The sequence below is a fragment of the Vibrio sp. D431a genome (assembly GCF_030248655.1).
Taxonomy (GTDB): domain Bacteria; phylum Pseudomonadota; class Gammaproteobacteria; order Enterobacterales; family Vibrionaceae; genus Vibrio; species Vibrio alginolyticus.
In genome coordinates this window covers 1-26,240 of the sequence record NZ_JAHGAP010000035.1, presented here as the reverse complement: position 1 = coordinate 26,240, position 26,240 = coordinate 1, and the positions used below count along the sequence as shown (strand labels likewise).

Annotated in this window: 28 protein-coding genes; 24 read left to right on the top strand and 4 right to left on the bottom strand. The window is 44.5% G+C overall.

Annotated features, from left to right (window positions below; all coding sequences use genetic code 11):
• Positions 1 to 135 precede the first annotated feature (135 nt).
• The 14 genes from pilM to rplI all read left to right on the top strand — a co-directional run bounded on the left by pilM (position 136) and on the right by rplI (position 11,323).
• The gene (pilM, locus tag KJB35_RS25325; RefSeq protein WP_017821733.1) at positions 136 to 1,152 is read left to right on the top strand and encodes a type IV pilus biogenesis protein PilM; all 1,017 of its coding nucleotides are present in this window, start codon (positions 136 to 138) and stop codon (positions 1,150 to 1,152) included.
• Positions 1,136 to 1,711 (top strand): PilN domain-containing protein, encoded by a 576-nt coding sequence (locus KJB35_RS25320; RefSeq protein WP_054577259.1) that lies wholly within the window; start codon positions 1,136 to 1,138, stop codon positions 1,709 to 1,711. Before pilM ends, KJB35_RS25320 begins: the two co-directional genes overlap by 17 nt.
• Positions 1,704 to 2,297, top strand: coding sequence for a type 4a pilus biogenesis protein PilO (locus KJB35_RS25315; RefSeq protein WP_064354357.1), 594 nt, complete (start codon positions 1,704 to 1,706; stop codon positions 2,295 to 2,297). The genes KJB35_RS25320 and KJB35_RS25315 overlap by 8 nt, the downstream gene beginning before the upstream one ends.
• Positions 2,287 to 2,802: a pilus assembly protein PilP gene (locus KJB35_RS25310; RefSeq protein WP_005382766.1), complete on the top strand. Its 516-nt coding sequence runs from the start codon at positions 2,287 to 2,289 to the stop codon at positions 2,800 to 2,802. The genes KJB35_RS25315 and KJB35_RS25310 overlap by 11 nt, the downstream gene beginning before the upstream one ends.
• Before the next feature lie 25 nt (positions 2,803 to 2,827).
• Entirely contained in the window at positions 2,828 to 4,573 is a 1,746-nt protein-coding gene (locus KJB35_RS25305; protein ID WP_213908265.1) for a type IV pilus secretin PilQ, read from the top strand.
• 187 nt (positions 4,574 to 4,760) lie between these two features.
• Positions 4,761 to 5,279: a shikimate kinase AroK gene (gene aroK / locus KJB35_RS25300; RefSeq protein ID WP_005381319.1), complete on the top strand. Its 519-nt coding sequence runs from the start codon at positions 4,761 to 4,763 to the stop codon at positions 5,277 to 5,279.
• 31 nt (positions 5,280 to 5,310) lie between these two features.
• Positions 5,311 to 6,411 (top strand): 3-dehydroquinate synthase, encoded by a 1,101-nt coding sequence (gene aroB / locus KJB35_RS25295; protein WP_005381318.1) that lies wholly within the window; start codon positions 5,311 to 5,313, stop codon positions 6,409 to 6,411.
• A gap of 52 nt (positions 6,412 to 6,463) precedes the next feature.
• Entirely contained in the window at positions 6,464 to 7,975 is a 1,512-nt protein-coding gene (locus KJB35_RS25290; RefSeq protein WP_213908266.1) for an SPOR domain-containing protein, read from the top strand.
• Between the two features lie 69 nt (positions 7,976 to 8,044).
• A complete protein-coding gene (locus KJB35_RS25285) occupies positions 8,045 to 8,884 on the top strand; it encodes a Dam family site-specific DNA-(adenine-N6)-methyltransferase (RefSeq protein WP_005382762.1) in 840 nt (279 codons plus the stop codon).
• Between the two features lie 92 nt (positions 8,885 to 8,976).
• On the top strand, positions 8,977 to 9,648 hold the full coding sequence (gene rpe / locus KJB35_RS25280; RefSeq protein WP_005381300.1) for a ribulose-phosphate 3-epimerase: 672 nt from the start codon (positions 8,977 to 8,979) through the stop codon (positions 9,646 to 9,648).
• 244 nt (positions 9,649 to 9,892) lie between these two features.
• The gene (gene rpsF, locus KJB35_RS25275) at positions 9,893 to 10,282 is read left to right on the top strand and encodes a 30S ribosomal protein S6 (protein ID WP_005381299.1); all 390 of its coding nucleotides are present in this window, start codon (positions 9,893 to 9,895) and stop codon (positions 10,280 to 10,282) included.
• 8 nt (positions 10,283 to 10,290) lie between these two features.
• Entirely contained in the window at positions 10,291 to 10,593 is a 303-nt protein-coding gene (gene priB / locus KJB35_RS25270; RefSeq protein WP_005381298.1) for a primosomal replication protein N, read from the top strand.
• A gap of 16 nt (positions 10,594 to 10,609) precedes the next feature.
• A complete protein-coding gene (rpsR, locus tag KJB35_RS25265) occupies positions 10,610 to 10,837 on the top strand; it encodes a 30S ribosomal protein S18 (RefSeq protein ID WP_000090472.1) in 228 nt (75 codons plus the stop codon).
• 33 nt (positions 10,838 to 10,870) lie between these two features.
• Positions 10,871 to 11,323 carry a 50S ribosomal protein L9 gene (rplI, locus tag KJB35_RS25260; RefSeq protein ID WP_005381278.1) on the top strand — a complete coding sequence of 151 codons (453 nt, stop codon included), beginning with the start codon at positions 10,871 to 10,873 and terminating at the stop codon, positions 11,321 to 11,323.
• Positions 11,324 to 11,400: 77 nt separating this feature from the next.
• On the opposite strand, the gene KJB35_RS25255 is transcribed toward rplI, so the two are convergent.
• Positions 11,401 to 12,165: a DUF481 domain-containing protein gene (locus KJB35_RS25255; RefSeq protein WP_005381276.1), complete on the bottom strand. Its 765-nt coding sequence runs from the start codon at positions 12,163 to 12,165 to the stop codon at positions 11,401 to 11,403.
• 221 nt (positions 12,166 to 12,386) lie between these two features.
• Here KJB35_RS25255 and KJB35_RS25250 point away from each other — a divergent pair, with 221 nt between their 5' ends.
• Positions 12,387 to 13,787 carry a replicative DNA helicase gene (locus KJB35_RS25250; RefSeq protein ID WP_005382759.1) on the top strand — a complete coding sequence of 467 codons (1,401 nt, stop codon included), beginning with the start codon at positions 12,387 to 12,389 and terminating at the stop codon, positions 13,785 to 13,787.
• A 13-nt stretch (positions 13,788 to 13,800) separates the two neighbouring features.
• On the top strand, positions 13,801 to 14,877 hold the full coding sequence (alr, locus tag KJB35_RS25245; protein WP_031777284.1) for an alanine racemase: 1,077 nt from the start codon (positions 13,801 to 13,803) through the stop codon (positions 14,875 to 14,877).
• 38 nt (positions 14,878 to 14,915) lie between these two features.
• On the opposite strand, the gene KJB35_RS25240 is transcribed toward alr, so the two are convergent.
• Positions 14,916 to 15,335 carry a secondary thiamine-phosphate synthase enzyme YjbQ gene (locus KJB35_RS25240; protein ID WP_005381271.1) on the bottom strand — a complete coding sequence of 140 codons (420 nt, stop codon included), beginning with the start codon at positions 15,333 to 15,335 and terminating at the stop codon, positions 14,916 to 14,918.
• A 305-nt stretch (positions 15,336 to 15,640) separates the two neighbouring features.
• On the opposite strand from KJB35_RS25240, the gene pgi reads away from it, so the two are divergent.
• The gene (gene pgi, locus KJB35_RS25235) at positions 15,641 to 17,293 is read left to right on the top strand and encodes a glucose-6-phosphate isomerase (protein WP_005381270.1); all 1,653 of its coding nucleotides are present in this window, start codon (positions 15,641 to 15,643) and stop codon (positions 17,291 to 17,293) included.
• Positions 17,294 to 17,392: 99 nt separating this feature from the next.
• Here pgi and KJB35_RS25230 read toward each other — a convergent pair whose 3' ends face one another.
• Positions 17,393 to 17,854 (bottom strand): chemotaxis protein CheX, encoded by a 462-nt coding sequence (locus KJB35_RS25230; protein ID WP_005381269.1) that lies wholly within the window; start codon positions 17,852 to 17,854, stop codon positions 17,393 to 17,395.
• A 9-nt stretch (positions 17,855 to 17,863) separates the two neighbouring features.
• On the bottom strand, positions 17,864 to 18,328 hold the full coding sequence (gene zur, locus KJB35_RS25225; protein WP_005381268.1) for a zinc uptake transcriptional repressor Zur: 465 nt from the start codon (positions 18,326 to 18,328) through the stop codon (positions 17,864 to 17,866).
• Positions 18,329 to 18,649: 321 nt separating this feature from the next.
• Between zur and dusA the strand changes: the two genes are divergently transcribed.
• The 7 genes from dusA to KJB35_RS25190 all read left to right on the top strand — a co-directional run bounded on the left by dusA (position 18,650) and on the right by KJB35_RS25190 (position 25,652).
• On the top strand, positions 18,650 to 19,630 hold the full coding sequence (gene dusA / locus KJB35_RS25220) for a tRNA dihydrouridine(20/20a) synthase DusA (RefSeq protein WP_017821727.1): 981 nt from the start codon (positions 18,650 to 18,652) through the stop codon (positions 19,628 to 19,630).
• Between the two features lie 163 nt (positions 19,631 to 19,793).
• Complete coding sequence (gene pspG, locus KJB35_RS25215; RefSeq protein ID WP_005381266.1) at positions 19,794 to 20,009, top strand: envelope stress response protein PspG; 216 nt, start codon at positions 19,794 to 19,796, stop codon at positions 20,007 to 20,009.
• A 98-nt stretch (positions 20,010 to 20,107) separates the two neighbouring features.
• Positions 20,108 to 20,767 (top strand): TIGR04219 family outer membrane beta-barrel protein, encoded by a 660-nt coding sequence (locus tag KJB35_RS25210; protein ID WP_005381265.1) that lies wholly within the window; start codon positions 20,108 to 20,110, stop codon positions 20,765 to 20,767.
• A gap of 157 nt (positions 20,768 to 20,924) precedes the next feature.
• Positions 20,925 to 21,155: a hypothetical protein gene (locus KJB35_RS25205; protein WP_005381264.1), complete on the top strand. Its 231-nt coding sequence runs from the start codon at positions 20,925 to 20,927 to the stop codon at positions 21,153 to 21,155.
• 117 nt (positions 21,156 to 21,272) lie between these two features.
• The gene (locus KJB35_RS25200; protein ID WP_005381262.1) at positions 21,273 to 23,144 is read left to right on the top strand and encodes an assimilatory sulfite reductase (NADPH) flavoprotein subunit; all 1,872 of its coding nucleotides are present in this window, start codon (positions 21,273 to 21,275) and stop codon (positions 23,142 to 23,144) included.
• Positions 23,144 to 24,880 carry an assimilatory sulfite reductase (NADPH) hemoprotein subunit gene (gene cysI / locus KJB35_RS25195; RefSeq protein WP_005382750.1) on the top strand — a complete coding sequence of 579 codons (1,737 nt, stop codon included), beginning with the start codon at positions 23,144 to 23,146 and terminating at the stop codon, positions 24,878 to 24,880. Before KJB35_RS25200 ends, cysI begins: the two co-directional genes overlap by 1 nt.
• A complete protein-coding gene (locus tag KJB35_RS25190) occupies positions 24,873 to 25,652 on the top strand; it encodes a phosphoadenylyl-sulfate reductase (RefSeq protein ID WP_005382748.1) in 780 nt (259 codons plus the stop codon). Before cysI ends, KJB35_RS25190 begins: the two co-directional genes overlap by 8 nt.
• The last annotated feature ends 588 nt before the right edge of the window (positions 25,653 to 26,240 follow it).

The window sequence follows — 26,240 nt, the reverse complement described above, 5'->3', positions numbered from 1 at the left end:
CCTGATTGGTTGAGGCTGTGTAACGGCAAACCCTTGTACTCTTAGGTCAAAAATTTAGCACATAAGAGATATTAACTCTTATTTGGATGCTAATAACAACCTTTGCACGAAGAAATTTCGGAGCGAGAGTAAGAGATGGATAAGCTAATCGTTACCGGCATCGATATAGGCCATAACAGCCTCAAAGCCGTAGTACTTAAACCCACAGGCAACAATTACGCTCTGTTGGGTTACAAAGAAATATTACTAAAGGAAGGTATTGTCGCTGAAAATAACACCATAAATCATCAAGAAATTGTAAAGACCCTCAAGCAGATAAAAAAAGAACTGCCTTTTGGCGCTAAAAAAGTTGCGATTTCAGTTCCTGATAACTCGGTAATTAGCAAGAAACTGCAAATAGAACAAAATCTTGAAGAGAGTGAAGTTGAGTTTGCAGTGATACAAGCCTTTTCTCATCAATCGCCATTCCCTGTCGAAGAGCTGAGTTTAGACTTCGTTCGTCTTCGCGCGGAGGGCGGGCAGAGTGGCAGTGATAGCTATCAAGTGTTTGCGACAAGAAAAGATGTGGTAGAAGGCCGAGTTGATGCATTACAAAAGTCCGGACTAAAACCTGTTTTAGTGGACGTGCATTCGCAAAGCCTTGGTCATATCTGGAAGCTCACCGCCGATCGCTTTCCTGACAAAAACAAATACTGCTTACTCGATATTGGCACCTTATCGAGCTCCTTCACCATGTTTACCGAACAAGGTGAACTGTTTCACAAAGAGTTTGCTTACGGCACACGCGGAGCAAACAGCGCTTCTCCAGTCGATTTTCTGTCCGATGATGCTCAGGAGAAAACAGAGCTGTTTAACCGTCAAATCATAGAGCGAGTAAAGCGCCAGATGCAGCTCTATACCTCAATCAATGGCTCACAAAACATCAAGGGTATCTGGTTATCAGGGGAGGGGGCCTCCACTCCCATGCTCGCAGAAGAGTTGTCTCAACAATTGTCGTTAGAGTGTGAATTGCTAAATCCGCTAGGGCTATTTGAGATGAAGGTGTCTAAGCGTAAGCGTCGTGCTGTGGATTGGCAGCATTTCTCAACAGCAGCCGGACTGGCCGTTCGTGGCATTCATTGGCTAGGAGGCGCCCGTGCTTTATCGCATTAATTTACTTCCTTGGCGAGAGAATCAAAGAGAAGAGCACCGACGTCGTTTCATCAGTTTGGTCGCATTAGGCATGTTGGTCGCTGTTGGCATCCAGTGGGGTATTGGAAAGTTTTTTGAGTACCAACAAGATCAACAACAGGATCGGCTCGATTACCTCACTCACTACATTGCCGAACTCGACCAGCGTATTGAAGCAATGAAAATTGCAGAGCAAGAGCACAGCAAAATCCTCGAACGCCTAAAGGTCGTTGAAGGTTTACAAAACGGACGAAACAAAACGACCGAGTTCATGAACTTAATGCCTGCCGTTATCCCTGAAGGTGTATATGTCGACAAGATCAAAATGAATGATCTGGAAATTGAGATCTCTGGGATCTCTGATAGCACTCCAAAACTTGCCACGATGCTGGACAACATGGAGCGCTCGGCCAAGTTGAACGACGTAGAAATGCATTCCATCGTTCACGGCAAAGCCCGTTTTGGGAAAGAGTTTCAAACATTCAAAGTGTCTTTCATGTTCAAAGTAACGGAGAAGAAATTGGAGGCTCAACGTGGTTGATTGGCAGGATCTCGAAATCGATGAAATGGCCGAGTGGCCATTGTTGCCCCAGATTATAGTAATCGCGCTTCTGATCATGGTGATTCAAGGCTTAGGTTATTGGTTTTACCTTAAACCGAAAGACGAACAGTTGAATCACTTGATCCAGCAGGAGCAGACACTCAAGGTGGCATTGAAGATCAAAGCGAACAAAGTGGCAGCGTTGCCTCAGCTTCAATCTCAATTGGATGAACTTACCACCCGTTACGAGTTATTGCTGCAGCAACTGCCTGCGCAAAAAGAGCTGGCTACAATGCTCGCTTCAGTGAATGAACTTGGCATCGACAATAAGCTGACTTTCACCCGAATCGACTGGGGCGAAAAACAATCAGAGCACTTCCTTTATCGTCTCCCTTTAAACATTGAGTTAACGGGTGACTTTCATGACATCGGCCATTTTTCTCAGGCGATAGCGACGCTACCTCGAATCATCACGTTTAAAGATGTGACTTGGCAACGTGTCAGCCAAGAGAGCGAAACTCTGCACTTTCGGGTGCGCGCTAACACCTATCAGTTTAAGCCGGAGGAGACGAAAAATGACAAGTAAGTCTTTGTTGCTGGTACTGATGGGTTCTCTATTGATGGGCTGCCAGGCGAATGATGAATCATTGACGGATTTTATTCGAGGAGTGGAAACACAGGCGCGTCGAGAGGTCGAGAAGCTTAAGCCCGCAGACAAGTATGTTGCAGTCACGTACGCACCGGAAGTACAGCGTGCACCCTTTGAATTGCCCAAAGAAGCCACCATCGCGACTCAGCCAGTTGCAAGAAAAGATTGTTGGCAACCGCCCTCAAGAAGGCGAACTGGAAAATTAGAAAAATTCCCATTAAGCCAATTACGTTTGAAAGGGGTCATGGGCATGGATAACACGGTTTCTGGCCTCGTTCAGGCTCCCAATGGCACCGTCTATAAAGTTAAGCCGGGTCAATACCTTGGACGCAATAATGGCAAAGTGACCCATGTCAGCCACTCCTATTTGTTGATTAATGAAACGTTGCCCGACGGCTTAGGATGTTGGCAAAAACGTAAAGTTAAGTTGGCTTTGAGATAGCCCCATTTATTTTTGATATTGAGTAATGAAAATGAGACAAGGATTAACACGTACACCAAGGATACTTACTGGGCTCTTCTCCTTATGGTTGTTTGTATTTTTAGCCCCTTTAGCGGCAGCTGAAGAAGTTTCGTCCAATGCCCTAAAAAGTATCGACTTTCGAACTAATAAAGATAAAGACGCCGTGATTGTCGTCGAATTGGCGTCACCGGCTGCGATTGTAGATATCAAGCGTGTACAGGAAGGGTTAAGTATCGATTTGCTTAACACTTCAGTAAAAGACGAGCAATTGTATCTCCTAGACGTGAAAGATTTTTCGACTGTGGTTGAGAGCGTAGAAGTGTTTCGCGACACCTCGACGACGCGCTTGGTTGCGAACATCAATGAAGAATACATGCATGATTACCGTTTAACGGGGCGTTTTTTGGAAATCAAAGTAGCGAAGATCAAACCCAATGAGAAAGCCCCAGATAAAAGCATTTTAGAAAGAGAAGGTAAGCTTATTTCGATTAACTTCCAAGATATTCCTGTGCGAAATGTCTTGCAGCTTATTGCTGATTACAACCAATTTAATTTGGTTGTCTCCGACTCTGTCGAAGGCAACCTCACGCTTCGTCTTGATGGTGTCCCTTGGCAGCAAGTTCTGGATATTATTTTGCAAATTAAGGGGTTAGATAAGCGTGTTGATGGCAACGTGATTTTAGTTGCTCCGACTGATGAGCTGGACTTGCGTGAGAAGCAGCAGTTAGAAAAACAAAAACTGACGGAAGAAATGGGAGAGCTTTCATCTGAAATCATCAAAGTTAATTTTGCTAAAGCATCAGACATTGCGGAGATGATCAATGGTGAAGGAAATATCAGCATGCTGTCAGAGCGCGGCAGTATGACCATTGATGAGCGAACTAACTCGTTATTGATTAGAGAGTTACCTGAAAACATCGAGGTGATTCGAGAAATTATTGAGTCTTTGGATATTCCAGTTAAACAGGTTCAAATTGAGGCGCGTATTGTGACCATCAATGAAGGTAACATGGACGAGCTAGGTATTCGTTGGGGTTTTACGTCTATTAATGGCAGTAATACAGTGGGCGGTTCTATTGAGAACAACCTTGCCACGATCGGTCTCTATAATGGAGAAGGGGGTGATGACGGTGGTGACGGTGATGGAGTAGGGATCGATGACTTCCTAAATGTAAACTTAGCTGCAACCAGTCCGAATGCCACCAGCATTGCTTTTCAGGTCGCAAAGTTAGGTTCAGACACCTTGTTGGATCTTGAGCTTTCTGCTCTGCAACAAGAGTCTAAAGCTGAGATTATCTCGAGCCCACGTTTGATCACTACCAATAAGAAACCTGCCTATATCGAACAAGGTACAGAGATTCCTTACCTAGAGTCATCATCAAGTGGTGCAACGACGGTGACGTTCAAAAAGGCGGTATTAAGTTTGAAGGTAACCCCGCAAATCACACCGGATAACCGCTTAGTATTGGATTTAAGTGTCACGCAAGATAGACCAGGACAAGTCGTGAAGACAGGCACTGGTGAAGCTGTTGCGATTGATACTCAACGTATCGGGACGCAAGTGTTAGTGAATAACGGTGAAACGGTCGTTCTTGGTGGTATTTTTCAGCACAGCATTACTAACTCGGTGGACAAAGTGCCTTTGTTGGGCGATCTTCCGCTATTAGGTGCGCTTTTTCGTCGAAGTTATGAAAATGTTGGTAAAAGTGAGCTGTTAATTTTCGTCACGCCTAAGGTGGTGATTCAGTAGTTCTGTCTCGGAAAAAACTGATTAAATCAAAAATAAAGTTGCAATAGTGGCACCATGCTTGGATAATTTCGGGTCTTATCACGAATTATCTGTGAGGAACTGGTGCCACAAGCCTTGTAGAACAGCAGTTTAGCTGTGTTTTCTTGTGGCGATCTTATTGAATCAATGTTGTAAATTACTGCTAAACATGGCTGAGAAACGTAATATTTTCCTTGTTGGCCCAATGGGCGCCGGCAAAAGTACAATTGGTAGACATCTAGCACAGCAACTGCATATGGAGTTTGTTGACTCCGATACAGTGATCGAAGAACGCACTGGTGCAGACATCTCTTGGGTTTTTGATGTAGAGGGTGAAGAAGGCTTCCGCAAGCGTGAAGAAGCGGTACTTGAAGACCTAACACAAGAGCAAGGCATCGTGCTTGCGACTGGCGGTGGCTCTGTTAAGAGCAAAGAAAACCGCAATCGTCTTTCGGCACGTGGTGTTGTTGTTTACTTAGAAACGACGATTGAAAAGCAACTTGCGCGTACAAACCGCGACAAGAAGCGTCCTTTACTTCAAACGGATAACCCTCGCGAAGTACTGGAGCAATTAGCTGAAGAACGTAATCCTTTATATGAAGAAGTAGCGGATTACACTGTTCGCACTGACGATCAAAGTGCAAAAGTGGTAGCCAACCAGATCGTAAAAATGCTAGAAGAGAGATAAGTCTTTATCTTTTTTTAATTGGAGCAAACCGATGGAACGGATTACGGTCAACCTAGCTGAGCGTAGCTACCCAATCTCTATTGGCGCCGGGTTATTTGAGGACCCGGCGTACCTCTCTCAAGTTCTCTCAAACAAAAATGCAAAACAAAAAGTTGTTGTGATCAGTAATGTCACAGTGGCACCTTTGTATGCAGACAAAATTTTAAAGCAACTCGAGCAGCTCGGTTGTAGTGCATCCTTGTTAGAATTGCCTGACGGTGAACAGTACAAAAACTTGGATGTATTTAATCAAGTAATGAACTTCTTACTGGAAGGGAGTTATGCTCGTGATGTTGTGATCATCGCGTTAGGGGGTGGTGTTATTGGCGACCTTGTGGGTTTTGCGTCTGCCTGTTACCAGCGTGGGGTCGACTTTATTCAAATACCGACCACATTACTATCCCAAGTGGACTCTTCGGTTGGTGGAAAAACCGCGGTTAACCATCCGTTGGGTAAGAACATGATAGGTGCGTTTTACCAACCTAAAGCCGTGATCATTGATACCAACTGCCTGTCGACGTTGCCTGAACGTGAGTTCGCTGCGGGTATCGCCGAAGTCATTAAGTACGGCATTATTTACGATGCAGATTTTTTTGTATGGTTAGAAGACAATCTTGAGCGCTTGTATGCGTTGGATGAAGAAGCACTAACTTATGCGATCGCACGTTGCTGTGAAATAAAAGCGGAAGTGGTGGCTCAGGATGAGAAAGAATCGGGCATCCGTGCTTTGCTTAACTTAGGTCACACCTTTGGTCATGCGATTGAAGCGGAACTTGGCTATGGCAATTGGCTGCATGGTGAAGCGGTATCTTCCGGCACTGTTATGGCGGCCAAAACGTCGCATCTACGCGGTCTGATCTCGGAAGAGCAATTTGAGCGTATTGTTGCGATTTTGCGTCGTGCAAAACTGCCTGTGCATACTCCAGACAGTATGAATTTCGATGACTTCATCAAGCACATGATGCGAGATAAGAAAGTCCTCTCTGGTCAATTACGATTGGTTTTGCCTACAGGCATTGGCACTGCCGAGGTAATTGCTGATACGACGCAAGACGTACTCAAGCAGGCAATAGACTTCGGTCGCGATATTTAACCTTGTAATGGCGCCTTTGGGCGTCATTCTTGTAGTGTATTAAGGTTATTAGATGAGTGTTGCTCACGTACTGGAATTAGATTCTCAAATCGAGTTGCTTGATAGATTAGGTCTACTGACTAACTTTGGTTCCAATCTCATTGCGATTAATGGTCATGATGGGTACGGGAAATCTTGGTTAGCGCAGCGATACCTTGAAGTGGGTGCCAGTAACAAGAATCAATGTTTGTTACTTTGTCATTCTAATCAAGACGATGTGCAGCATCGCGTCCTTATTTTGAGTCAACTGGTTTCAGACGCATTGTTTAATCAGCAAGAGCCTTTACTTGATAGCCTTGAAAGGCTTTTAGGTGATGAGCCGTGTGACATTGCAATTGTTGTCGATGATGCGCATTTATTGAGTGAGACACTTATCTCTGAGCTTTGGATGCTGGTCTTAGAGGCGCACCATAAGCCAAATTGGACCATCAATGTCTTACTGTTTACACAGTCTGGACGTTTAGAAGGTTTGCTAGCACGTCTCAGTTATGGACAAGAGATAAAGCCTGTTGAGCTTGATATTGATATGTTGTCCGAAGTGGAAGCTCGTCGTTTCTTTGAGTCACTTGTTGCGCGCTACGTCGATGATGAGTCTGAGAAACGGGTTCGAGATGCATTTAAAAAAGTCGACCCAGTACCGGGTGACATCATGGCGTTAGGAGAGATGAAAGTGGAAAAAAGGATCATTATCCGCTCGATTGTCGGTTCACCCCTGAATATTGTGTTGGTGGTATTAGTCTTACTGTTGCTTGCTGCTGGTGGCTATTGGTGGATGCTTAGTCAACCAAGTCCTGATGATAAAGCGCAGCAAATTGCTGGCAGTTTAGAGCAAACGGTTATTCCAACTTTTGAAGAGTCAGGAGTCAGTGCAGCGCAGTCTTCACTGCAACCTGTAACCGATGGCTCTAGCAGTCTTGATAAGTCTGGTGCGGTTGATGATTCTGATTCATTACCGCCAGCAGTGACAGAAGAAGTAGCGAGCGTAGGCAGTGATGACAATCAACAAAGAGTGGTGATTGAGTCGAATGTGGTCGATGCATTGCTTGAAGGTAAAGCTGATTCAGCAGACACAAAAGCGATTGATGATGTCGTCGGTACTGAGAAGACAGAAACCGCCGATGAAACTAGCTCCCCTTTGATTAAAGTCGTAAAACCGAATCAAGATATGACGCAAGCACCTGCTCAGTCAGAAGAGGGTGAGGCAAACCAACCTGTTGTGAAATTTTCATTTGCTCGTGAAGAACTAAAAGCGCTATCGCCAAGAGCTTATACTTTACAACTCGCAGCTATGACCTCAATGGAAGATGTACAATCCTTTCTCAATGAGCATCAACTGAATAATCAAGTGCGAATTTATCCTACCGTTCGTAATGACACCGAGTGGTATATCATCACATATCAAGATTATCCGACAATTCAAATGGCTCGTGATGCCGTCGCAAGCTTGCCAGATTCGGTTAAGTCGGTGAGTCCTTGGGCAAAATCACTCCGTCAGGTTCACCGTGAAATTGAACGAGTGAAATAAACCTGAGCTTCCCTGAAAAATATGTTACATTCCGCAGCCTTAATTTTTGGTCGATAGATAGAGCAGTAGATGAAAAAGCAACGAGCCTTTCTTAAATGGGCAGGAGGAAAATACGGACTGGTTGAAGACATCCAACGTCATTTGCCGCCGGCTCGAAAGCTAGTTGAACCTTTTGTTGGTGCGGGCTCAGTGTTTCTGAATACCGATTATGACCATTATCTACTTGCAGATATCAATCCAGATTTGATCAATCTGTACAACCTGCTGAAAGAACGCCCTGAAGAGTATATCTCTGAAGCGAAGCGTTGGTTTGTCGCTGAGAACAACCGCAAAGAAGCCTACCTACACATTCGCGCTGAGTTTAATAAAACCGATGACGTGATGTACCGCTCTTTAGCATTTTTGTACATGAACCGCTTTGGTTTTAATGGCCTATGCCGTTACAACAAAAAAGGTGGCTTCAATGTACCGTTTGGCTCTTACAAAAAGCCGTATTTCCCTGAGGCGGAATTGGAGTTTTTTGCAGAAAAAGCCAAAAAAGCTACGTTCGTTTGTGAAGGTTATCCTGAAACATTTCGTCGTGCGCGCAAAGGGAGCGTCGTGTATTGCGATCCACCTTATGCGCCGCTTTCAAATACGGCAAATTTCACCTCATACGCAGGTAATGGTTTCACGTTGGACGACCAAGCTGCATTAGCCGACATTGCTGAAAGAACAGCGACTGAACGTGGCATTCCTGTGTTGATTTCTAACCACGACACTACCTTGACACGTCGGTTGTATCACGGTGCGGATCTTAATGTGGTAAAAGTAAAGCGTACCATTAGCCGTAATGGTAACGGTCGTAATAAAGTTGATGAGCTACTTGCGCTTTTTCATGCCCCAGACATGGATAAATCAAGCTCTTAATTCTCACACTATTATATCTAAATAGTGGATCTCCCCACTGGCTTCGGTAGAATTGCGCGCAGATTGTTTGCTCATTACTACTGAGGTCAGGTATGAAAGATTTTCTTATTGCTCCATCCATTTTATCGGCAGATTTTGCTCGTCTCGGTGAAGATGTAGAAAAAGTACTCGCAGCGGGTGCGGATGTGGTGCATTTCGACGTTATGGATAACCACTATGTACCAAACCTGACTTTTGGTGCGCCTGTGTGTAAAGCACTACGCGATTATGGCATCACAGCGCCAATCGATGTTCACCTAATGGTGAAACCCGTTGACCGTATTATTCCTGATTTCGCAAAAGCGGGTGCGTCGATGATTACGTTCCATGTAGAAGCTTCTGATCATGTAGACCGTACACTGCAGTTAATTAAAGAGCACGGCTGTCAGGCTGGTGTGGTACTAAACCCAGCAACGCCACTTGCAAGTCTTGAGTTTATTATGGATAAAGTCGACATGATTCTACTGATGTCGGTAAACCCTGGTTTTGGTGGTCAATCATTCATTCCTCATACACTAGATAAACTGCGTGCCGTTCGTAAGATGATTGACGAGTCTGGTCGTGATATCCGCTTAGAAATCGATGGCGGTGTGAAGGTTGACAACATTCGTGAAATTGCAGAAGCGGGCGCAGACATGTTTGTTGCAGGCTCGGCGATTTTCGGTGAGCCAGATTACAAACAAGTGATCGATCAAATGCGCGCTGAACTGGCTGAAGTTAAATAAGCACCGATAAGCCAGCGCAATAACACGCTGATTTTAAAGGCTGCCAGCTTGTTGGCAGCCTTTGTGTTTTCTAGTATTAGAAGAAATTAAATATCCACTGCGCTGAGCAAATAATCACTTGCCTATTTTACGCCCTTTCTGTACTATTCGTGCTCCTTAAACTCAGTCAATTATCTTTAGTTCCTTGCTTCCTCTGGACGACTGAGCCATTTGTGGAAGCTGAATAATCCGTAAGGAGCAACCAATGCGTCATTACGAAATCGTATTCATGGTGCACCCAGATCAAAGCGAGCAAGTTGCTGGCATGATCGAGCGTTACACTGGTTCAATCACTGAAGCTGGCGGTAAAATCCACCGTCTAGAAGACTGGGGCCGTCGTCAACTGGCTTACCCAATCAACAAGCTTCACAAAGCTCACTACGTTCTTATGAACGTTGAAGCTGACCAAGCTGTAATTGATGAGCTAGAAACTGCTTTCCGTTTCAACGATGCAGTTCTACGTAACATGATCATGCGTACTAAAGCAGCGATCACTGAGCAATCTATCATGCTTAAGCAAAAAGAAGAGCGTGCTCCACGTCGTGAAGAGCGTTCTGAAGCTAAGCCTGAAGCTAAGTCAGAAGCTGCTGAGTAAGTTTTCTTATGGCCAATCGAATGGAGCTGAGCGGCACCATTGCCAAACCGCCCATTCGTAGTAAAAGCCCTGGTGGCATTGAACACTGTCGGTTTTGGCTGGAGCATCGCTCTACTATTATCGAAGCTGACTTACCTCGACAAGTTTATTGTCGTATGCCGGTAGTCGTCAGCGGGCTTGGGTCACAAGCACTAACTCAGAATTTAGTTCAAGGCAGTAACATTAAGGTAAGTGGTTTTGTCACTTATCAAACCGGCCGAAATGGCGTGGGAAAATTAGTGTTACACGCCGACAACATTACTCAAATTTAAGATCAGGAGATAGCCCATGGCTCGTTTCTTCCGTCGTCGTAAATTCTGCCGTTTCACTGCAGAAGGCGTACAAGAGATTGATTACAAAGACGTAGCAACTCTTAAAAACTACATCACTGAAGCTGGTAAAATCGTACCTAGCCGTATCACTGGTACAAGCGCTAAGTACCAGCGTCAACTAGCACGTGCTATCAAGCGTTCACGCTACCTAGCTCTACTACCGTACACTGACAAGCATCAGTAATCGGTTCATTTTATTAAGAAAGAGGATTAAGCAATGCAAGTTATTCTACTTGATAAAATTGGTAACCTAGGTGGTCTTGGCGATACTGCAAACGTTAAATCTGGCTACGCTCGTAACTTCCTTATCCCACAAGGTAAAGCAGTTATGGCAACTAAAGCTAACGTTGAAATGTTTGAAGCTCGTCGTGCTGAACTAGAAGCTAAAGTTGCTGAGCAACTAGCTGCTGCAGAAGCTCGCGCAGAGAAAGTTAACGCTCTAGAAGCTGTAGTTATCGCTTCTAAAGCTGGTGACGAAGGCAAACTATTCGGTTCTATCGGTACTCGTGACATCGCTGACGCTATCACAGCTGCAGGCGTTGAAGTTGCTAAGAGCGAAGTTCGCCTTCCTGAAGGTGCTCTACGTACAACTGGTGAGTTCGAGATCAGCGTTCAACTTCACTCTGAAGTTTTCGCAACTGTGAACCTACAAGTTGTTGCTGCTGAGTAATTCAGTATCAAGACGAAATACTAAAAAGCACCTCCTTGGAGGTGCTTTTTTTATTTCTAAAACTGAGAGAAAAAGGGTTAAAAAGCGAAAAGTAAATTAACGGAAAATACGCTGTCTGCTTTGCTTAAGCCTTCAGGCACTTTATCGTGATACTGACGAGAGTGCGCCAGTTTCAGTGCAATATCTTCAGTAATATCATTGGTTACACTGAGTTCACTATCAGTACGTGTGTTACTTCTACCTGTTACCAACGTAATATCAGCTGCGAAACTTAAATTATCCAACGCATGCCAAGTTGTGTTGATATTTCCTCGAAAAATGCCTTCTCTAACGATATCGGGAAAGACAATATCGTCATCATCTATTTCGTCTAAGTTTGGCTCTTGATAGCGAAAACCAGGGCCTACCTCTACCTCTAAAATGAAGTTCTCAGTGTAGGAGAACTGGTAACCCAAACCACCTGACAACGTATAGTCTTTAAAATAAGCACTGTAGCGAGAATCCACTCCTTTAAAGCTGCCATACAAATATGTCTTAGGGCCTAACTTGTAGTCACTCTGTAGGGAGTAGGTGGATGAGCGTTTGTCTTCTTCACCGTCTTTGTACAAGTTGTAGTACTTCCATTCACCATTAGAACGGTGTCGACCTGACGTATATTCAGCACTCAAACGAGCATTCAGGGAACGAGAGTCCGTGTTACCTGTGTGAGCTTGATAGCCGAACTCCACCTCGGTTTTTAGTGGGTCGGGTACATCAATATTTTGCTCTGGCTGTACTGATTCGTCAGCATACGATGCACTAGCGCACAGTAGGCTAAAGCTAAGTAACCAGTATCGGGACACATCAACCTCGAACGTAATCAAAAAGGAGGGGCATGATACTGATACAGATATTTGGTTGGGTCAATGGTAGGTTAATTTTTATTAGAGCTAGGCGGAAGAACCAGGCTATTACCCGGGTGGTTCACATGATGATTTCTTAACAAGTAATTGTCGCTTCGGGGAAGCATCTCAGTTAGGTTAAGGTTATAATCGTGGGTCAATAGTAGTTATCGAGCAAAGTCATGGCGGAAAACAGAAATCGCAAACCTTCAGACAGTCAGGTCGACGCAATTAAAGTGCCACCTCACTCACTAGAAGCCGAGCAATCAGTAATTGGTGGTCTTTTACTGGATAATGAACGTTGGGACACCGTTGCCGAACGTGTTGTGAGCAGTGATTTCTATAGTCGTCCACACCGCCTGATTTTTGAAGGTGTAAAAACCATTCTTGAAGCGGGTAAACCTCTCGATCTTATTACTTTATCGGAATATCTAGAGCGTCACGAGTTGTTAGAAGATGTAGGCGGTTTTGCTTACCTCGCTGACTTGGCGAAGAATACGCCAAGTGCAGCTAACATCAATGCGTATGCTGATATTGTCGCTGAGCGTGCGATTGTTCGTGGCCTTATTGGTGTCGCGAATGAAATTGCGGACGCGGGCTATGACCCTCAAGGTCGCAGTTCTGAAGATTTAATAGACATGGCGGAGAGTAAAGTTTTTGCTATCGCCGAGTCTCGAACTAGTGAAAACGAAGGACCACAAAACGTCGACAACATCCTCGAAAAGACGTTAGAACGTATCGAGTTGTTGTATAAAACGCCACAAGATGGTGTTACGGGGGTCGATACCGGTTTCACAGATCTCAATAAGAAAACCGCAGGTTTGCAAGGCTCTGATTTGGTGATTGTCGCAGCGCGTCCATCGATGGGTAAAACGACCTTTGCGATGAACTTGTGTGAAAATGCGGCCATGCAACAAGAAAAGCCCGTACTTATTTTCTCGTTAGAGATGCCAGCTGAACAGTTGATGATGCGTATGTTGGCCTCTTTGTCTCGTGTAGACCAAACCAAGATCCGTACGGGTCAGCTAGATGACGAAGATTGGGCGCGTATTTCTTCTACTATGGGTATCCTGATGCAGAAGAAAAATATGTACATTGATGATAGCTCTGGACTAACTCCGACCGAAGTGCGTTCGCGCGCTCGCCGTATCGCTCGTGAACATGGCGGTCTATCGATGATCATGGTCGACTACCTTCAGTTGATGCGCGTGCCTTCGTTAACCGATAACCGTACTCTTGAGATTGCTGAGATCTCTCGCTCTCTTAAGGCGCTGGCAAAAGAGCTAAATGTGCCTGTTGTGGCACTGTCGCAGCTAAACCGTTCCCTAGAGCAACGTGCGGATAAACGACCAGTAAACTCGGACTTGCGTGAATCCGGTTCCATCGAGCAGGATGCCGACTTGATCATGTTCATCTACCGTGATGAGGTTTATCACCCAGATAGTCCGTACAAAGGTACGGCCGAAATCATTATTGGTAAACAGCGTAATGGTCCTATCGGCTCTGTTCGCCTCACTTTCCAAGGTCAACATTCGCGTTTCGACAACTACGCGGGTCCTGCATTCGATATTGATGATGAGTAATCCCATGAGCTATATGAAAGCGGCCAAGGCGTGCATTGATTTGTCTGCGTTGCAGCACAACTTACAGCGCGTAAAAGCTCAAGCGCCACAAAGTAAAGTGATGGCTGTCGTCAAGGCCAATGGTTATGGTCACGGATTACGTCATGTCGCAAAACATGCTAACCATGCGGATGCGTTTGGTGTGGCTCGTATTGAAGAAGCATTGCAACTGCGCGCTTGTGGAGTAGTAAAGCCGATTCTATTGCTAGAAGGTTTTTACTCTCCTGGTGACTTACCTGTTCTTGTGACGAACAACATCCAAACTGTGGTGCACTGTGAAGAGCAGCTTATCGCCTTGGAGCAAGCAGACCTTGAAACTCCGGTTGTCGTGTGGCTGAAGATTGACAGTGGCATGCACCGCCTTGGGGTTCGTCCTGAACAATATGACGAGTTTGTAACGCGGCTGAAGGAGTGTCCAAATGTAGCGAAACCGTTGCGTTACATGAGCCACTTTGGCTGTGCAGATGAGCTGGATAGCGATATTACCCCACAACAGATTGAGCTGTTTAAATCGTTGACTTCTGGTTGCCAAGGGGAACGTTCACTGGCGGCATCTGCGGGGTTATTGGCATGGCCTCAAAGCCATTTAGATTGGGTTCGTCCGGGTATTATCATGTATGGTGTGTCGCCATTCGATGACAAAACGGCGCAAGATCTTGGGTATCAGCCTGTCATGACACTTAAATCCCACCTTATTGCGGTACGTGAAGTGAAGAAGGGTGAAAGTGTTGGCTACGGTGGTATTTGGACCAGTGAGCGAGATACAAAAGTTGGTGTCATTGCTGTAGGGTATGGCGACGGTTACCCAAGAAGTGCTCCAAACGGTACGCCGGTGTGGGTTAATGGCCGTAAAGTACCTATTGCAGGTCGAGTTTCCATGGATATGCTGACGGTCGATTTGGGACCAGACGCAACGGATAAAGTCAGCGACGAAGCGATTCTTTGGGGGAAAGAGCTCCCAGTAGAAGAAGTAGCGGGTCACATTGGTACGATTGCGTATGAACTCGTGACTAAGCTAACGCCTCGCGTCGAGATGGAATACTCCAAATAAACAACGAAAGGCTAACCCAAGGTTAGCCTTTGTTTTATCTACTCACCGTTAATCGTAGCAATAACGCGGCGGCCGCCACCAAAGTCTCGATGCTCACCCAAGTAAATACCTTGCCATGTTCCTAAAGCTAATCGACCATTTTGGATTGGTACCGTCACACTACTGCCAAGCAGTGATGCTTTAATATGTGCCGGCATGTCGTCGTCACCTTCATAGGTGTGCTGATAATAAGGAGCACGCTCTGGCACAAACTTATTGAAGTGCGCTTCCATGTCCATACGCACGGTTGGATCAGCATTCTCATTTAAGGTCAAACTGGCGGAGGTGTGCTGAATAAATAAGTGTAATAAACCTACTGAAAGTTCGTTTATTTGTGGTAATTGTTGTTCAATTTCATCAGTTATCAGGTGAAAACCGCGGCTTCTCGCTTTTAATTGCAGTGTTTTTTGTGCCCACATACGTGTTCCTTTGGAAATTTATAAATTGGCGTCTATCCTATTCCAATTAGAGCCTGTCATTAGTAAATGATATGATTCTTGTCATCGTAAATGAATGTTCAATTTCAGGGCAGGGAACGTGACCTAACTCAATGTGAGTGTAAAAGCTCTCGGTCATAATTGGCGCCTGAAAAAAAATTACAAAGACTTGTTTTGTGGCAATTTGCCCAAACATCTAATTTATATTCTATTTGCTAAATCGGGGATTCCACAGTTTTCGCTAGACTGTAAGGAATGGAACCTACTGTAACATCGGGATAAAGACCATGTTGAAAAATATCAATCCAACGCAAACACAAGCTTGGAAAGCGCTAACGGCGCATTTCGAATCTGCACAAGATATGGATCTTAAAGAGCTGTTTGCTCAAGACGCAGCGCGTTTCGACAAATACTCTGCACGTTTCGGCTCAGACATCCTAGTCGATTACTCAAAGAACCTCATCAATGAGGAAACTCTGAAGCACCTGTTTGCTCTTGCGAAAGAGACCGAGCTGAAATCTGCAATTGAAGCGATGTTCAGTGGTGAAGCGATCAACCAAACAGAAGGTCGCGCTGTTCTTCACACTGCACTACGTAACCGCGCTAATACTCCAGTTATGGTAGATGGCGAAGACGTAATGCCAGCAGTGAACGCGGTTCTAGAAAAAATGAAATCATTCACTGAGCGCGTTATCGGCGGTGAATGGAAAGGTTACACAGGCAAAGCAATTACCGATATTGTGAACATCGGTATCGGCGGTTCTGACCTTGGCCCTTACATGGTGACGGAAGCTCTAGCGCCATACAAAAATCATCTAAACCTTCACTTCGTATCTAACGTTGATGGTACACACATCGTTGAAACGTTGAAGAAAGTTAACCCAGAAACGACGTTATTCTTGATCGCGTCTAAGACGTTTACAACACAAGAAACCATGACTAACGCGCACACTGCTCGTGATTGGTTCCTAGAATCGGCGGGTGATCAGGCTCATGTGGCTAAGCACTTTGCTGCGCTTTCAACAAACGCGACAGCCGTGTCTGAATTTGGTATCGATACAGCGAACATGTTTGAATTCTGGGACTGGGTTGGTGGCCGTTACTCACTATGGTCTGCGATCGGTCTATCAATTGCACTAGCAGTAGGTTTCGACAACTTCGTTGAGCTGCTTGATGGCGCTCACGAGATGGACAAGCACTTTGTATCAACAGATCTAGAAAGCAACATCCCTGTGATCCTTGCGCTTATCGGTATTTGGTACAACAACTTCCACGGTGCGGAATCAGAAGCTATTCTGCCTTACGATCAGTACATGCACCGTTTCGCGGCGTACTTCCAGCAAGGTAACATGGAATCAAACGGTAAATACGTTGACCGTGACGGCAATGCTGTAACTTACCAAACTGGCCCAATCATTTGGGGTGAACCAGGTACCAACGGTCAGCACGCGTTCTACCAGCTAATTCACCAAGGTACTAAGCTTATCCCATGTGACTTCATTGCACCTGCAATTAGCCACAACCCAGCTAGCGATCATCACCAAAAACTGATGTCTAACTTCTTCGCGCAAACTGAAGCTCTAGCGTTTGGTAAAAATGAAGAAACCGTGAAAGAAGAGTTGGTGAAAGTAGGTAAGAATGCTGAAGAAGTGGCAGCGATTGCGCCATTCAAAGTGTTTGAAGGTAACCGTCCAACAAACTCTATTCTAGTGAAGCAAATCACGCCTCGTACGCTAGGTAACTTGATCGCAATGTACGAACACAAAATTTTCGTACAAGGTGTTATCTGGAATATCTTCAGCTTTGACCAGTGGGGCGTGGAGCTAGGTAAACAACTGGCTAACCAAATCCTACCTGAGCTTGCAGACGAGTCTCAAATCAGCTCGCATGACAGCTCAACAAACGGTCTAATCAACGCATTTAAAGCGTTCAAAGCTTAATGTTTGAATAGATAAAGAAAAGGTCAGCAAATGCTGACCTTTTTATTGCCTGAGGCAAAAACAAAATAGGTTGGCCAGTGCCAACCTATTTTTTCTCTTTTATTCGAAGCAAATTTCGATAAAGGCATTTCCCCATTGGGAAGAGAAAGGCATGATAATAATTGAGCCTTCACACTTGTGGCGAATCGTATGACCTCGGCCCGAAACCACAACCGGTGTTGCCATATCAAAGTCAAAACCACTTTCCGCCAGAATGCGTTTCGCACCACCAGTAACCATGTTGGTGATCTCACCCACCATATCGGTCACTTCTTCATTGAGCCCATTTGGACGTTCACCAAGCATGTTCTGCATGATTTCTAGGGCGAGTGCTTCATCAAAGGTGATCGACATTGAACCACGAGTTTGTGGGCCTACCATACCAATCAGACCAGAAACGTCACCTCGTGCGATCTCATCTTTTTTGATTCGCGGTTTTTGTGGCTTCAGCTCAAGAGAAGCCATAGTTTTTAGCACGTTCATTAAAGAAGCTAAAAACGGGTTTACAAATTCAGCGCGCATAACGTTCTTCTATACTTTTTCTTTCGTCTCGGAGGAACAGGCCTGGCATTCACCATGAGTTTCAATAACTTGGTTGGTCAGTTTGAATCCATGCTTCTCGGCGTTTTCGGCTAACAAGGATATCAGCGTCTCATCTTCGAGTTCAACGACATCACCACATTTATCGCAAATTAGTAATTGGAAAAAGTGCTGCTGAGTATTGAAAGAACAACAAGTAATAAAGCTATTTGTCGATTCCACTCGGTGGATGAAGCCTTGCTCTAGGAGAAAATCTAATGCTCGATAAACAGTGGGCGGCTTAGCCTGAGGCTCACTCTCTTTTAGTTGCTCCAATAGCTCATACGCACTTGAGGCGCGGCGATTAGAACAAATGAGTTCAAATACGCGTCGGCGTTGCGGAGTCAGTCGTACTCCACGCTCTGCGCAGATACTTTCAATTTGTTCAATGATTGTTGGGTTCAAACCTTTCACCATAACTATCGGACGTGCTCTATGATAAATCATTTCTATACGAAGTTCGTTTAGAAATGCTTCATTTTACCCACTATCAGAACGAAAATCATGAATTAAAGCAAGTCGGTGGTGGTGTGAAGGCGGAATAATCATCACAGAATGAATCAACGAATGACAGATTCGTATTACTTCTGCGTATTCCTAAGCACTTGGCTAGTCAGCCAACCAAATCATTCTCGCTGAAACTAGCACCCAGAGGTGCTTGGGTATACAATACCCGACTTATTTTTTGAGCGTACTGCTGCGCTCGACCTTGGCAACATAAAAACGGGTGTTTATATCATGACTCATTCTTGCAGGCTCTCCGTAGCACCAATGTTAGATTGGACTGATCGTCATTGTCGCTACTTCCATCGCTTAATGACCAAAGAAACCCTGTTGTACACTGAAATGGTGACGACAGGTGCGATCATTCATGGAAAAGGAGATTTCCTGGCTTATAACGAAGAAGAGCATCCGTTAGCCCTTCAGCTTGGTGGTTCAAACCCAGCAGATTTGGCTACGTGTGCCAAGCTAGCGCAAGAGCGTGGCTACGATGAGATTAACCTAAATGTGGGGTGTCCATCTGACCGCGTACAAAACGGTCGATTTGGTGCTTGCCTAATGGCTGAACCGCAGTTAGTTGCGGATTGTGTCGCAGCAATGAAAGACGTGGTCGATATCCCTGTAACAGTCAAGACTCGCATTGGTATTGATGATCAAGACTCTTACGAATTCCTAACGGACTTCGTTTCTATTGTTTCAGAAAAGGGTGGCTGTGAGCAGTTCACTATCCATGCTCGTAAAGCTTGGTTAAGTGGTCTAAGCCCAAAAGAAAACCGTGAGATCCCACCATTGGATTACCCACGCGCTTACCAATTGAAGCAAGACTTCTCACACCTAACGATTGCGATTAACGGTGGCGTGAAATCATTAGAAGAAGCAAAAGCACATCTTCAGCATCTTGACGGTGTGATGATTGGTCGTGAAGCATACCAAAGCCCATATTTACTGGCATCGGTAGATCAAGAGTTGTTTGGCTCTAATGCTCCAGTGAAGAAACGCAGCGAAATTGTTGAAGAGATGTATCCATACATTGAAGCGCAATTAGCGAAAGGTGCGTACCTTGGTCATATTACCCGCCACATGTTAGGTTTGTTCCAAAGCATGCCCGGTGCTCGTCAATGGCGTCGTCATATCAGTGAAAATGCGCACAAACCAGGTTCTGGTCTAGAAGTATTGCAAGACGCGCTAGCTAAGATTCCAAAAGAATTGAATGTGTAAAATTCGCCAGTGAATGGCTAAAATTACCAACTAAAGAATGATAAAGCCAGAGTGCAGAATGCCTCTGGCTTTGTTTTTTTATTAAAAATCATAATCTTAACTTCGTTTCTGTAAGTTGGTATGGAAACTGCTCTGTTTATTGAAAACAAATGGAGAAGTGATTATGTTGGAGCTAATCTTTATTTTAGTCTTTGCGGCGACCTTGTTGGTTACGGGTATCACAATGATGACCGTATTCGCAGCAACTGGTATTGCGTTAGTTGTGATGTTTTTACTGGGAATGGTTGGAGCGGTACTTAAACTATTACCATGGTTAATCGTGATTGCATTGGGTATTTGGTTCTTCAAGAATTACGTCGCTCAGCCCCGCTATAAATAATGAGTAACATCATTTAGTTGATGGAGAGGCGTGAGAATATGGTATATTTCCTCTCACGTCCTCTACGTGAATATCAGCTATCTCGGAGTAAATACTACATGACAAATAAAGCGAACATCGCTTTAACTGCATTATCGTTGGCAGTATCTTTTCCTGTTTTTGCAGAGTACTCTGTATCGACAAAAGTCGGCGCAGAGGTATGGGCTGCCGACACTAAAGTTAATGAAGTGAGACGAGATAGCAGTACCGCAGGCACTTTTTACGCGGCGATTGAACATGATGTTAAATATGTCCCTAATGCGCGCCTTCGTTACTCAAGTGTTGATGCGGATTACATGGGGTTCGATAAGCTCGATTTAACCTTGTATTACCACGTTCTAGAGCATGATTTATTGCACTTTGATGCGGGTCTCACGTTCAGTAATTTAAGTGACACTAAATACATTGATGCTGGCTCAAGCAGGCGTGTAGAAGAATTTGATGAGCTGATTTGGGCTTGGTATGGTTACGCAGAAATTCAAGTTCCGGATACAAACTTTGATGTGATTGGTGAGATAAACTTTGGTGACAACAAAGGTATCAAAAGCACCGATTTCATGGCAGGTGTTCAATACAATGTACCGCTCGAAAAAGCTCGACTGGCTTTTCGTGGAGGTTACCGTGTGATTGATTTAGAGTCCGATAAATTCATGTCGGATCTAGGGAAAGAGTTTATTTTTGCTAACGGCTTCTTTGTGAGTGCGGAATACGCGTTCTAAATTCAGCCATGTTAGATATTCGATTTACTTAAAACGTCGCTTTATAAGCGGCGTTTTTTTATATCACTTCATTATATCTAATCGAAATTTCTCCCTATTTGGCTGACTTAGACCATGCTTACCTAGGAGCAATGTGAAAGTTAAAGCAGGGATAGCGATGACAATAAATGAACTAAGACATCTATTCCGTGAAAATCAGCTTATCGAAGCGATTATTGAGCCTGCAATCCAAGAGGGTGGTTGGGTTGTAGAGTTCAGACATGCGCGCGGTGGTTTTGTTTTTCTAACGGACAGTCACGGCGAAGAATGTCTTTATGAAGATTTGGATACTGCGTCAAAATCGGCAATGGCAGTAGGCTTTCAACAAGTCCGCATTGAAGATCGATGAGCAAAAAGTAAGCCGTTCTTACTTCCAAAAAGTTATAAAACATTCACTTCTATTCTTTCTTGTTATTAAGGAGAGTGGGTACTCTATCGTCACGCAATGAATAGGGATGTCGTGATAATGTCTTTTCAAAAGAATGAGTATTCTCACAAGAATGTGTCTGAAGATAATAATGGGCAAGGAGGAAATCCTCCAATCGCAAGCCCTCTGAATGACCAACAAATTAGCTCACTCCAACAAACTGTCTCTGAGTTGTCTTCACAGCAACTTGCTTGGGTCAGTGGGTATTTTTGGGGATTAGCTCAAAATCAACCAAACACAGCGGTAACGCCAATTGCACAAGCAACGGCAGCCGTATCAGCGAAGCCAGCAGGTAAGTTGAGTATTATTTTTGCTTCCCAAACGGGCAATGCTAAAGGTGTTGCTGAAGCTCTGGAACAGGAAGCAAAAGCAGAAGGAATTGCAGTCGAACTTTTTGATGCAAGCGATTACAAAGGTAAAAACTTAGCCAAAGAAACGCATGTCATTATTGTGGCATCGACTAACGGCGAAGGCGAAGCGCCAGACAATGCCATTGAGCTACATGAGTTTTTGCAATCGAAGAAGGCTCCTAAGCTGCCAAACCTGCAATATGGTGTTATTGCATTGGGAGATTCTAGCTACGAGTTCTTCTGTCAGACCGGTAAAGACTTCGACACTTACCTATCAAAGCTAGGCGCGACTCCATTTATCGAGCGTCTTGATTGCGATGTGGATTATGAAGCCCCTGCAACTGAATGGCGTAAGAATGCGTTAGACAAGGTAAAAGATACACTGTCTTCTGGCTCTGAAGCGGATGTGGTTCAACTTCCTGTGGGTCAAGCTGCGACTGCGCACTCTCCTTACAATAAACAAAATCCGTACACTGCGACGTTACTGACCAGTCAAAAAATCACGGGCCGTGACTCTGGAAAAGACGTTCGTCATATAGAAATCGACTTAGAAGGCTCGGGCTTAACGTATCAGCCAGGTGATGCACTAGGTGTGTGGTTTGAAAATAGCTCGGAACTTGCAAATGCCATTCTTGGTAAGGTCGGTTTGTCTGGGGTTGAGACTGTTGACGTTGATGGTGAAAGCTTGTCAATCCACAGTGCTCTCGTGAGTAAATATGAAATCACAACATCTAACCCGCAGCTCATCACAAAGTTTGCCGAGTTATCCGGTAGCAAGAAGCTACAAAAGTTAGTTGAAGATAAAGATAAGCTTCGCGAGTACTCTGCAAATACTCAAATCGTTGATGTACTGGCAGAAAAGAAAACCAAGTTAACCGCAGATGAGTTGATTGGTTTGCTTCGTCGTCTTACTCCACGCCTTTACTCTATTGCATCAAGCCAAGAAGAGGTCGATGAAGAAGTACACCTAACGGTTGCTTTGGTTGAGTACGAACAAAACGACGAAAAACGATATGGTGGTGCGTCTAGTTTCTTAGCACAGCGTCTCGAAGAGGGAGATGAAGTTAAAGTATTTGTTGAGCATAACAACAACTTTAAACTGCCGGAAGATGATAGTACTCCAATTATCATGGTTGGTCCTGGCACAGGGATCGCACCATTCCGTAGCTTTATTCAGGAACGTGAAAACCGCGATGCTGAAGGCAAAAACTGGTTGTTCTTTGGTGATCGCACGTTCACTCAAGATTTCTTGTACCAAGTGGAATGGCAAAAGTATCTCAAGTCAGGAGTACTAAGCCGATTGGATGTTGCCTTTAGTCGTGACCAAGTAGAAAAGGTTTACGTACAACATCGCATCTTAGAAAACGCAGCTCAAGTGTGGCAGTGGATCCAAGAAGGCGCTTATATCTATGTCTGCGGTGATGCAACGCGTATGGCAAAAGATGTGCATGACGCATTGGTTATCGTTGCTGAACAAGAAGGCAAGATGCCGCGTGACGATGCAGAACAATTTATTAATGACCTACGTAAAGCGAAACGTTATCAGAGGGATGTGTACTAATGACTTTTTCTACGGACAATAATAAGCAGGTTGTATTAGGTGAAGAGTTAGGGCCGCTATCTGATAACGAGCGCCTGAAGCGAGAAAGCAACTTATTACGTGGCACCATTGAGCAAGATTTACAGGACCGTATTACTGGTGGCTTTACTGCCGACAACTTCCAGTTAATTCGTTTCCACGGTATGTATCAACAAGACGATCGTGATATCCGTAATGAACGCACAAAGCAAAAACTGGAACCATTACATAATGTGATGCTTCGTGCTCGTATGCCTGGAGGCATCATCACGCCAACGCAATGGTTAGCGATCGACAAGTTCGCAACGGAGCACTCTTTATATGGAAGTATTCGTCTGACGACTCGCCAAACGTTCCAGTTTCATGGGGTATTAAAACCGAATATTAAGTTGATGCATCAAACGCTCAACAGTATTGGCATTGATTCGATTGCAACCGCGGGTGATGTAAACCGTAACGTGTTGTGTACCACTAACCCAGTGGAGTCAGAGTTACACCAAGAAGCTTACGAATGGGCGAAGAAGATCAGTGAGCATCTATTACCAAAGACGCGCGCTTATGCAGAGATTTGGCTAGACGGTGAAAAAGTAGAAAGCACGGAAGAAGACGAACCGATTCTAGGCAAGAACTACTTACCACGTAAGTTTAAAACTACAGTGGTTATCCCACCGCAAAATGACGTAGATGTACACGCTAACGATCTCAACTTCGTAGCGATTGCAGATAACGGTAAGCTGGTAGGCTTTAACGTCCTGGTCGGCGGCGGCTTAGCGATGACGCATGGCGATACATCAACTTATCCGCGCCGCGCTGACGACTTTGGCTTTATTCCGCTGGACAAGACACTTGATGTTGCCGCAGCTGTAGTAACAACTCAGCGCGACTGGGGTAACCGTTCAAACCGTAAGAACGCAAAAACCAAATACACATTGGATCGTGTAGGTAGCGATGTCTTTAAAGCGGAAGTCGAGAAACGTGCTGGTGTTAAGTTTGAGCAAAGCCGTCCATATGAATTCACAGAACGTGGTGACCGTATTGGCTGGGTAGAAGGAATTGATGGTAAATATCATCTAGCGCTTTTCATCGAAAACGGTCGCTTATTAGACTTTCCAGGTAAACCACTTAAGACGGGTGTTGCTGAAATTGCCAAAATCCACAAAGGCGATTTCCGCATGACAGCAAACCAAAACCTAATTGTTGCGGGTGTACCTAAAAACGAAAAAGCGAAGATTGAAAAGATCGCTCGTGAACATGGCTTAATGGACGACGGCGTAAGTGAACAGCGTAAGAACTCAATGGCTTGTGTTGCTTTTCCAACTTGTCCGCTAGCGATGGCAGAAGCTGAACGTTTCCTTCCTCAGTTTGTTACTGATGTGGAGGGGATTCTGGAGAAGCACAACCTACCAGAAAATGACAACATCATTTTGCGTGTAACTGGGTGTCCAAATGGCTGTGGTCGCGCAATGTTGGCTGAAATTGGTCTAGTTGGCAAAGCGCCGGGTCGTTACAACTTGCACCTAGGTGGTAACCGTGCCGGTACTCGAGTACCAAAAATGTATAAAGAGAACATCACGGATAAGCAAATCTTAGAAGAGATTGATCTGCTGGTGGCTCGATGGTCGAAAGAGCGTGAAGAAGGCGAAGCCTTTGGCGATTTCACTATTCGTGCTGGCATTATCCAAGAAGTGCTCGTATCAAAGAGGGACTTTCATGCTTGATTCTGTAGCATCCAAGCTGGAGCTCACAGAGTTACTGACATTAACAAAGACGGAGCAAATCCTCCGTCTTGCTCAAATTAATGTCGAGCTCGAAAAGCTTTCAGCACAAGAGAGAGTAGCGTGGGCTTTAGATAATCTAGAAGGCGAGTTCGCGGTTTCTTCTAGTTTTGGTATTCAAGCCGCGGTTATGCTTCATTTAGTTACTCGCGCCAAAGCGGACATCCCCGTCATTCTAACCGATACTGGTTACCTGTTTGCTGAGACGTACCGATTTATCGATGAGCTGACAGATGCTCTCAACCTAAATTTAAAAGTTTATCGAGCCAAAGAAAGTGCGAATTGGCAAGAAGCTCGATATGGAAAATTATGGGAGCAGGGTGTAGAGGGAATTGAAAAATACAACAAGCTCAATAAAGTTGAGCCGATGCGTCGAGCGTTAAAAGAGCTTAATGTTGGAACGTGGTTCTCTGGATTGCGTCGAGAGCAAAGTAAATCTCGTGCAGGTTTACCGATTCTATCAATTCAGAACGGTGTGTTTAAATTTCTACCAGTAATTGATTGGACTAATAAAGACGTTCATTACTACTTAGAACAACACGGCCTTAAATACCACCCATTATGGGATGAAGGTTACCTTTCAGTTGGTGATACACATACCACTCGTAAATGGGAGCCGGGAATGTCAGAGGAAGAAACTCGATTCTTTGGCTTAAAGCGAGAATGTGGCCTACACGAAGATGATGGCTCTGAACAAGATGGGTCTGGCATATAGCCATAATGCTCTTTAAATAGAGTTTAGGTTAAGTTTAATAAAGATAGCTGCAATAAAGCAGCTTTCTTTATTTATGGTACTTGAAAAATACGTCTCAAAGAACAACTCTGTGGATAAGTTGTGTGAGAGTTTGGGGTAAAGTTGAATAAATAAAGGTTTGATCGAAAACTCATCGTTTAACCATTATTTTTGCAATTTTTGAAAAATAACACTTGCCAATGTGAGCGCGATCTCTATAATGCCTCCTCGTCGACAGGGCAAGGGCTCACAAGGGTTTAAGCGAAGTTGATAAGGCTGAAAAGAAAAACGAAATAATTTGAAGAAAGTGTTTGACACAATAAATTATCTCGCTAGAATGGCCGCCTCTTCCGAAGTGATGTCAATCACAAAGAAGAGTTGCTCTTTAACAATATAGACCTATCAATCTGTGTGGGCACTCGTTGATGATAATCCAATTCGATACTTCGGTATCAAATTAGGTTTCAATGATACGAAGTGACCATTGAATCGAAAGATTCAGCACAGTCAATTCAAACATTACTTCTGCTATTTATTAGCGAAAGGAATGTTCAGTATTCATTGAGCCGA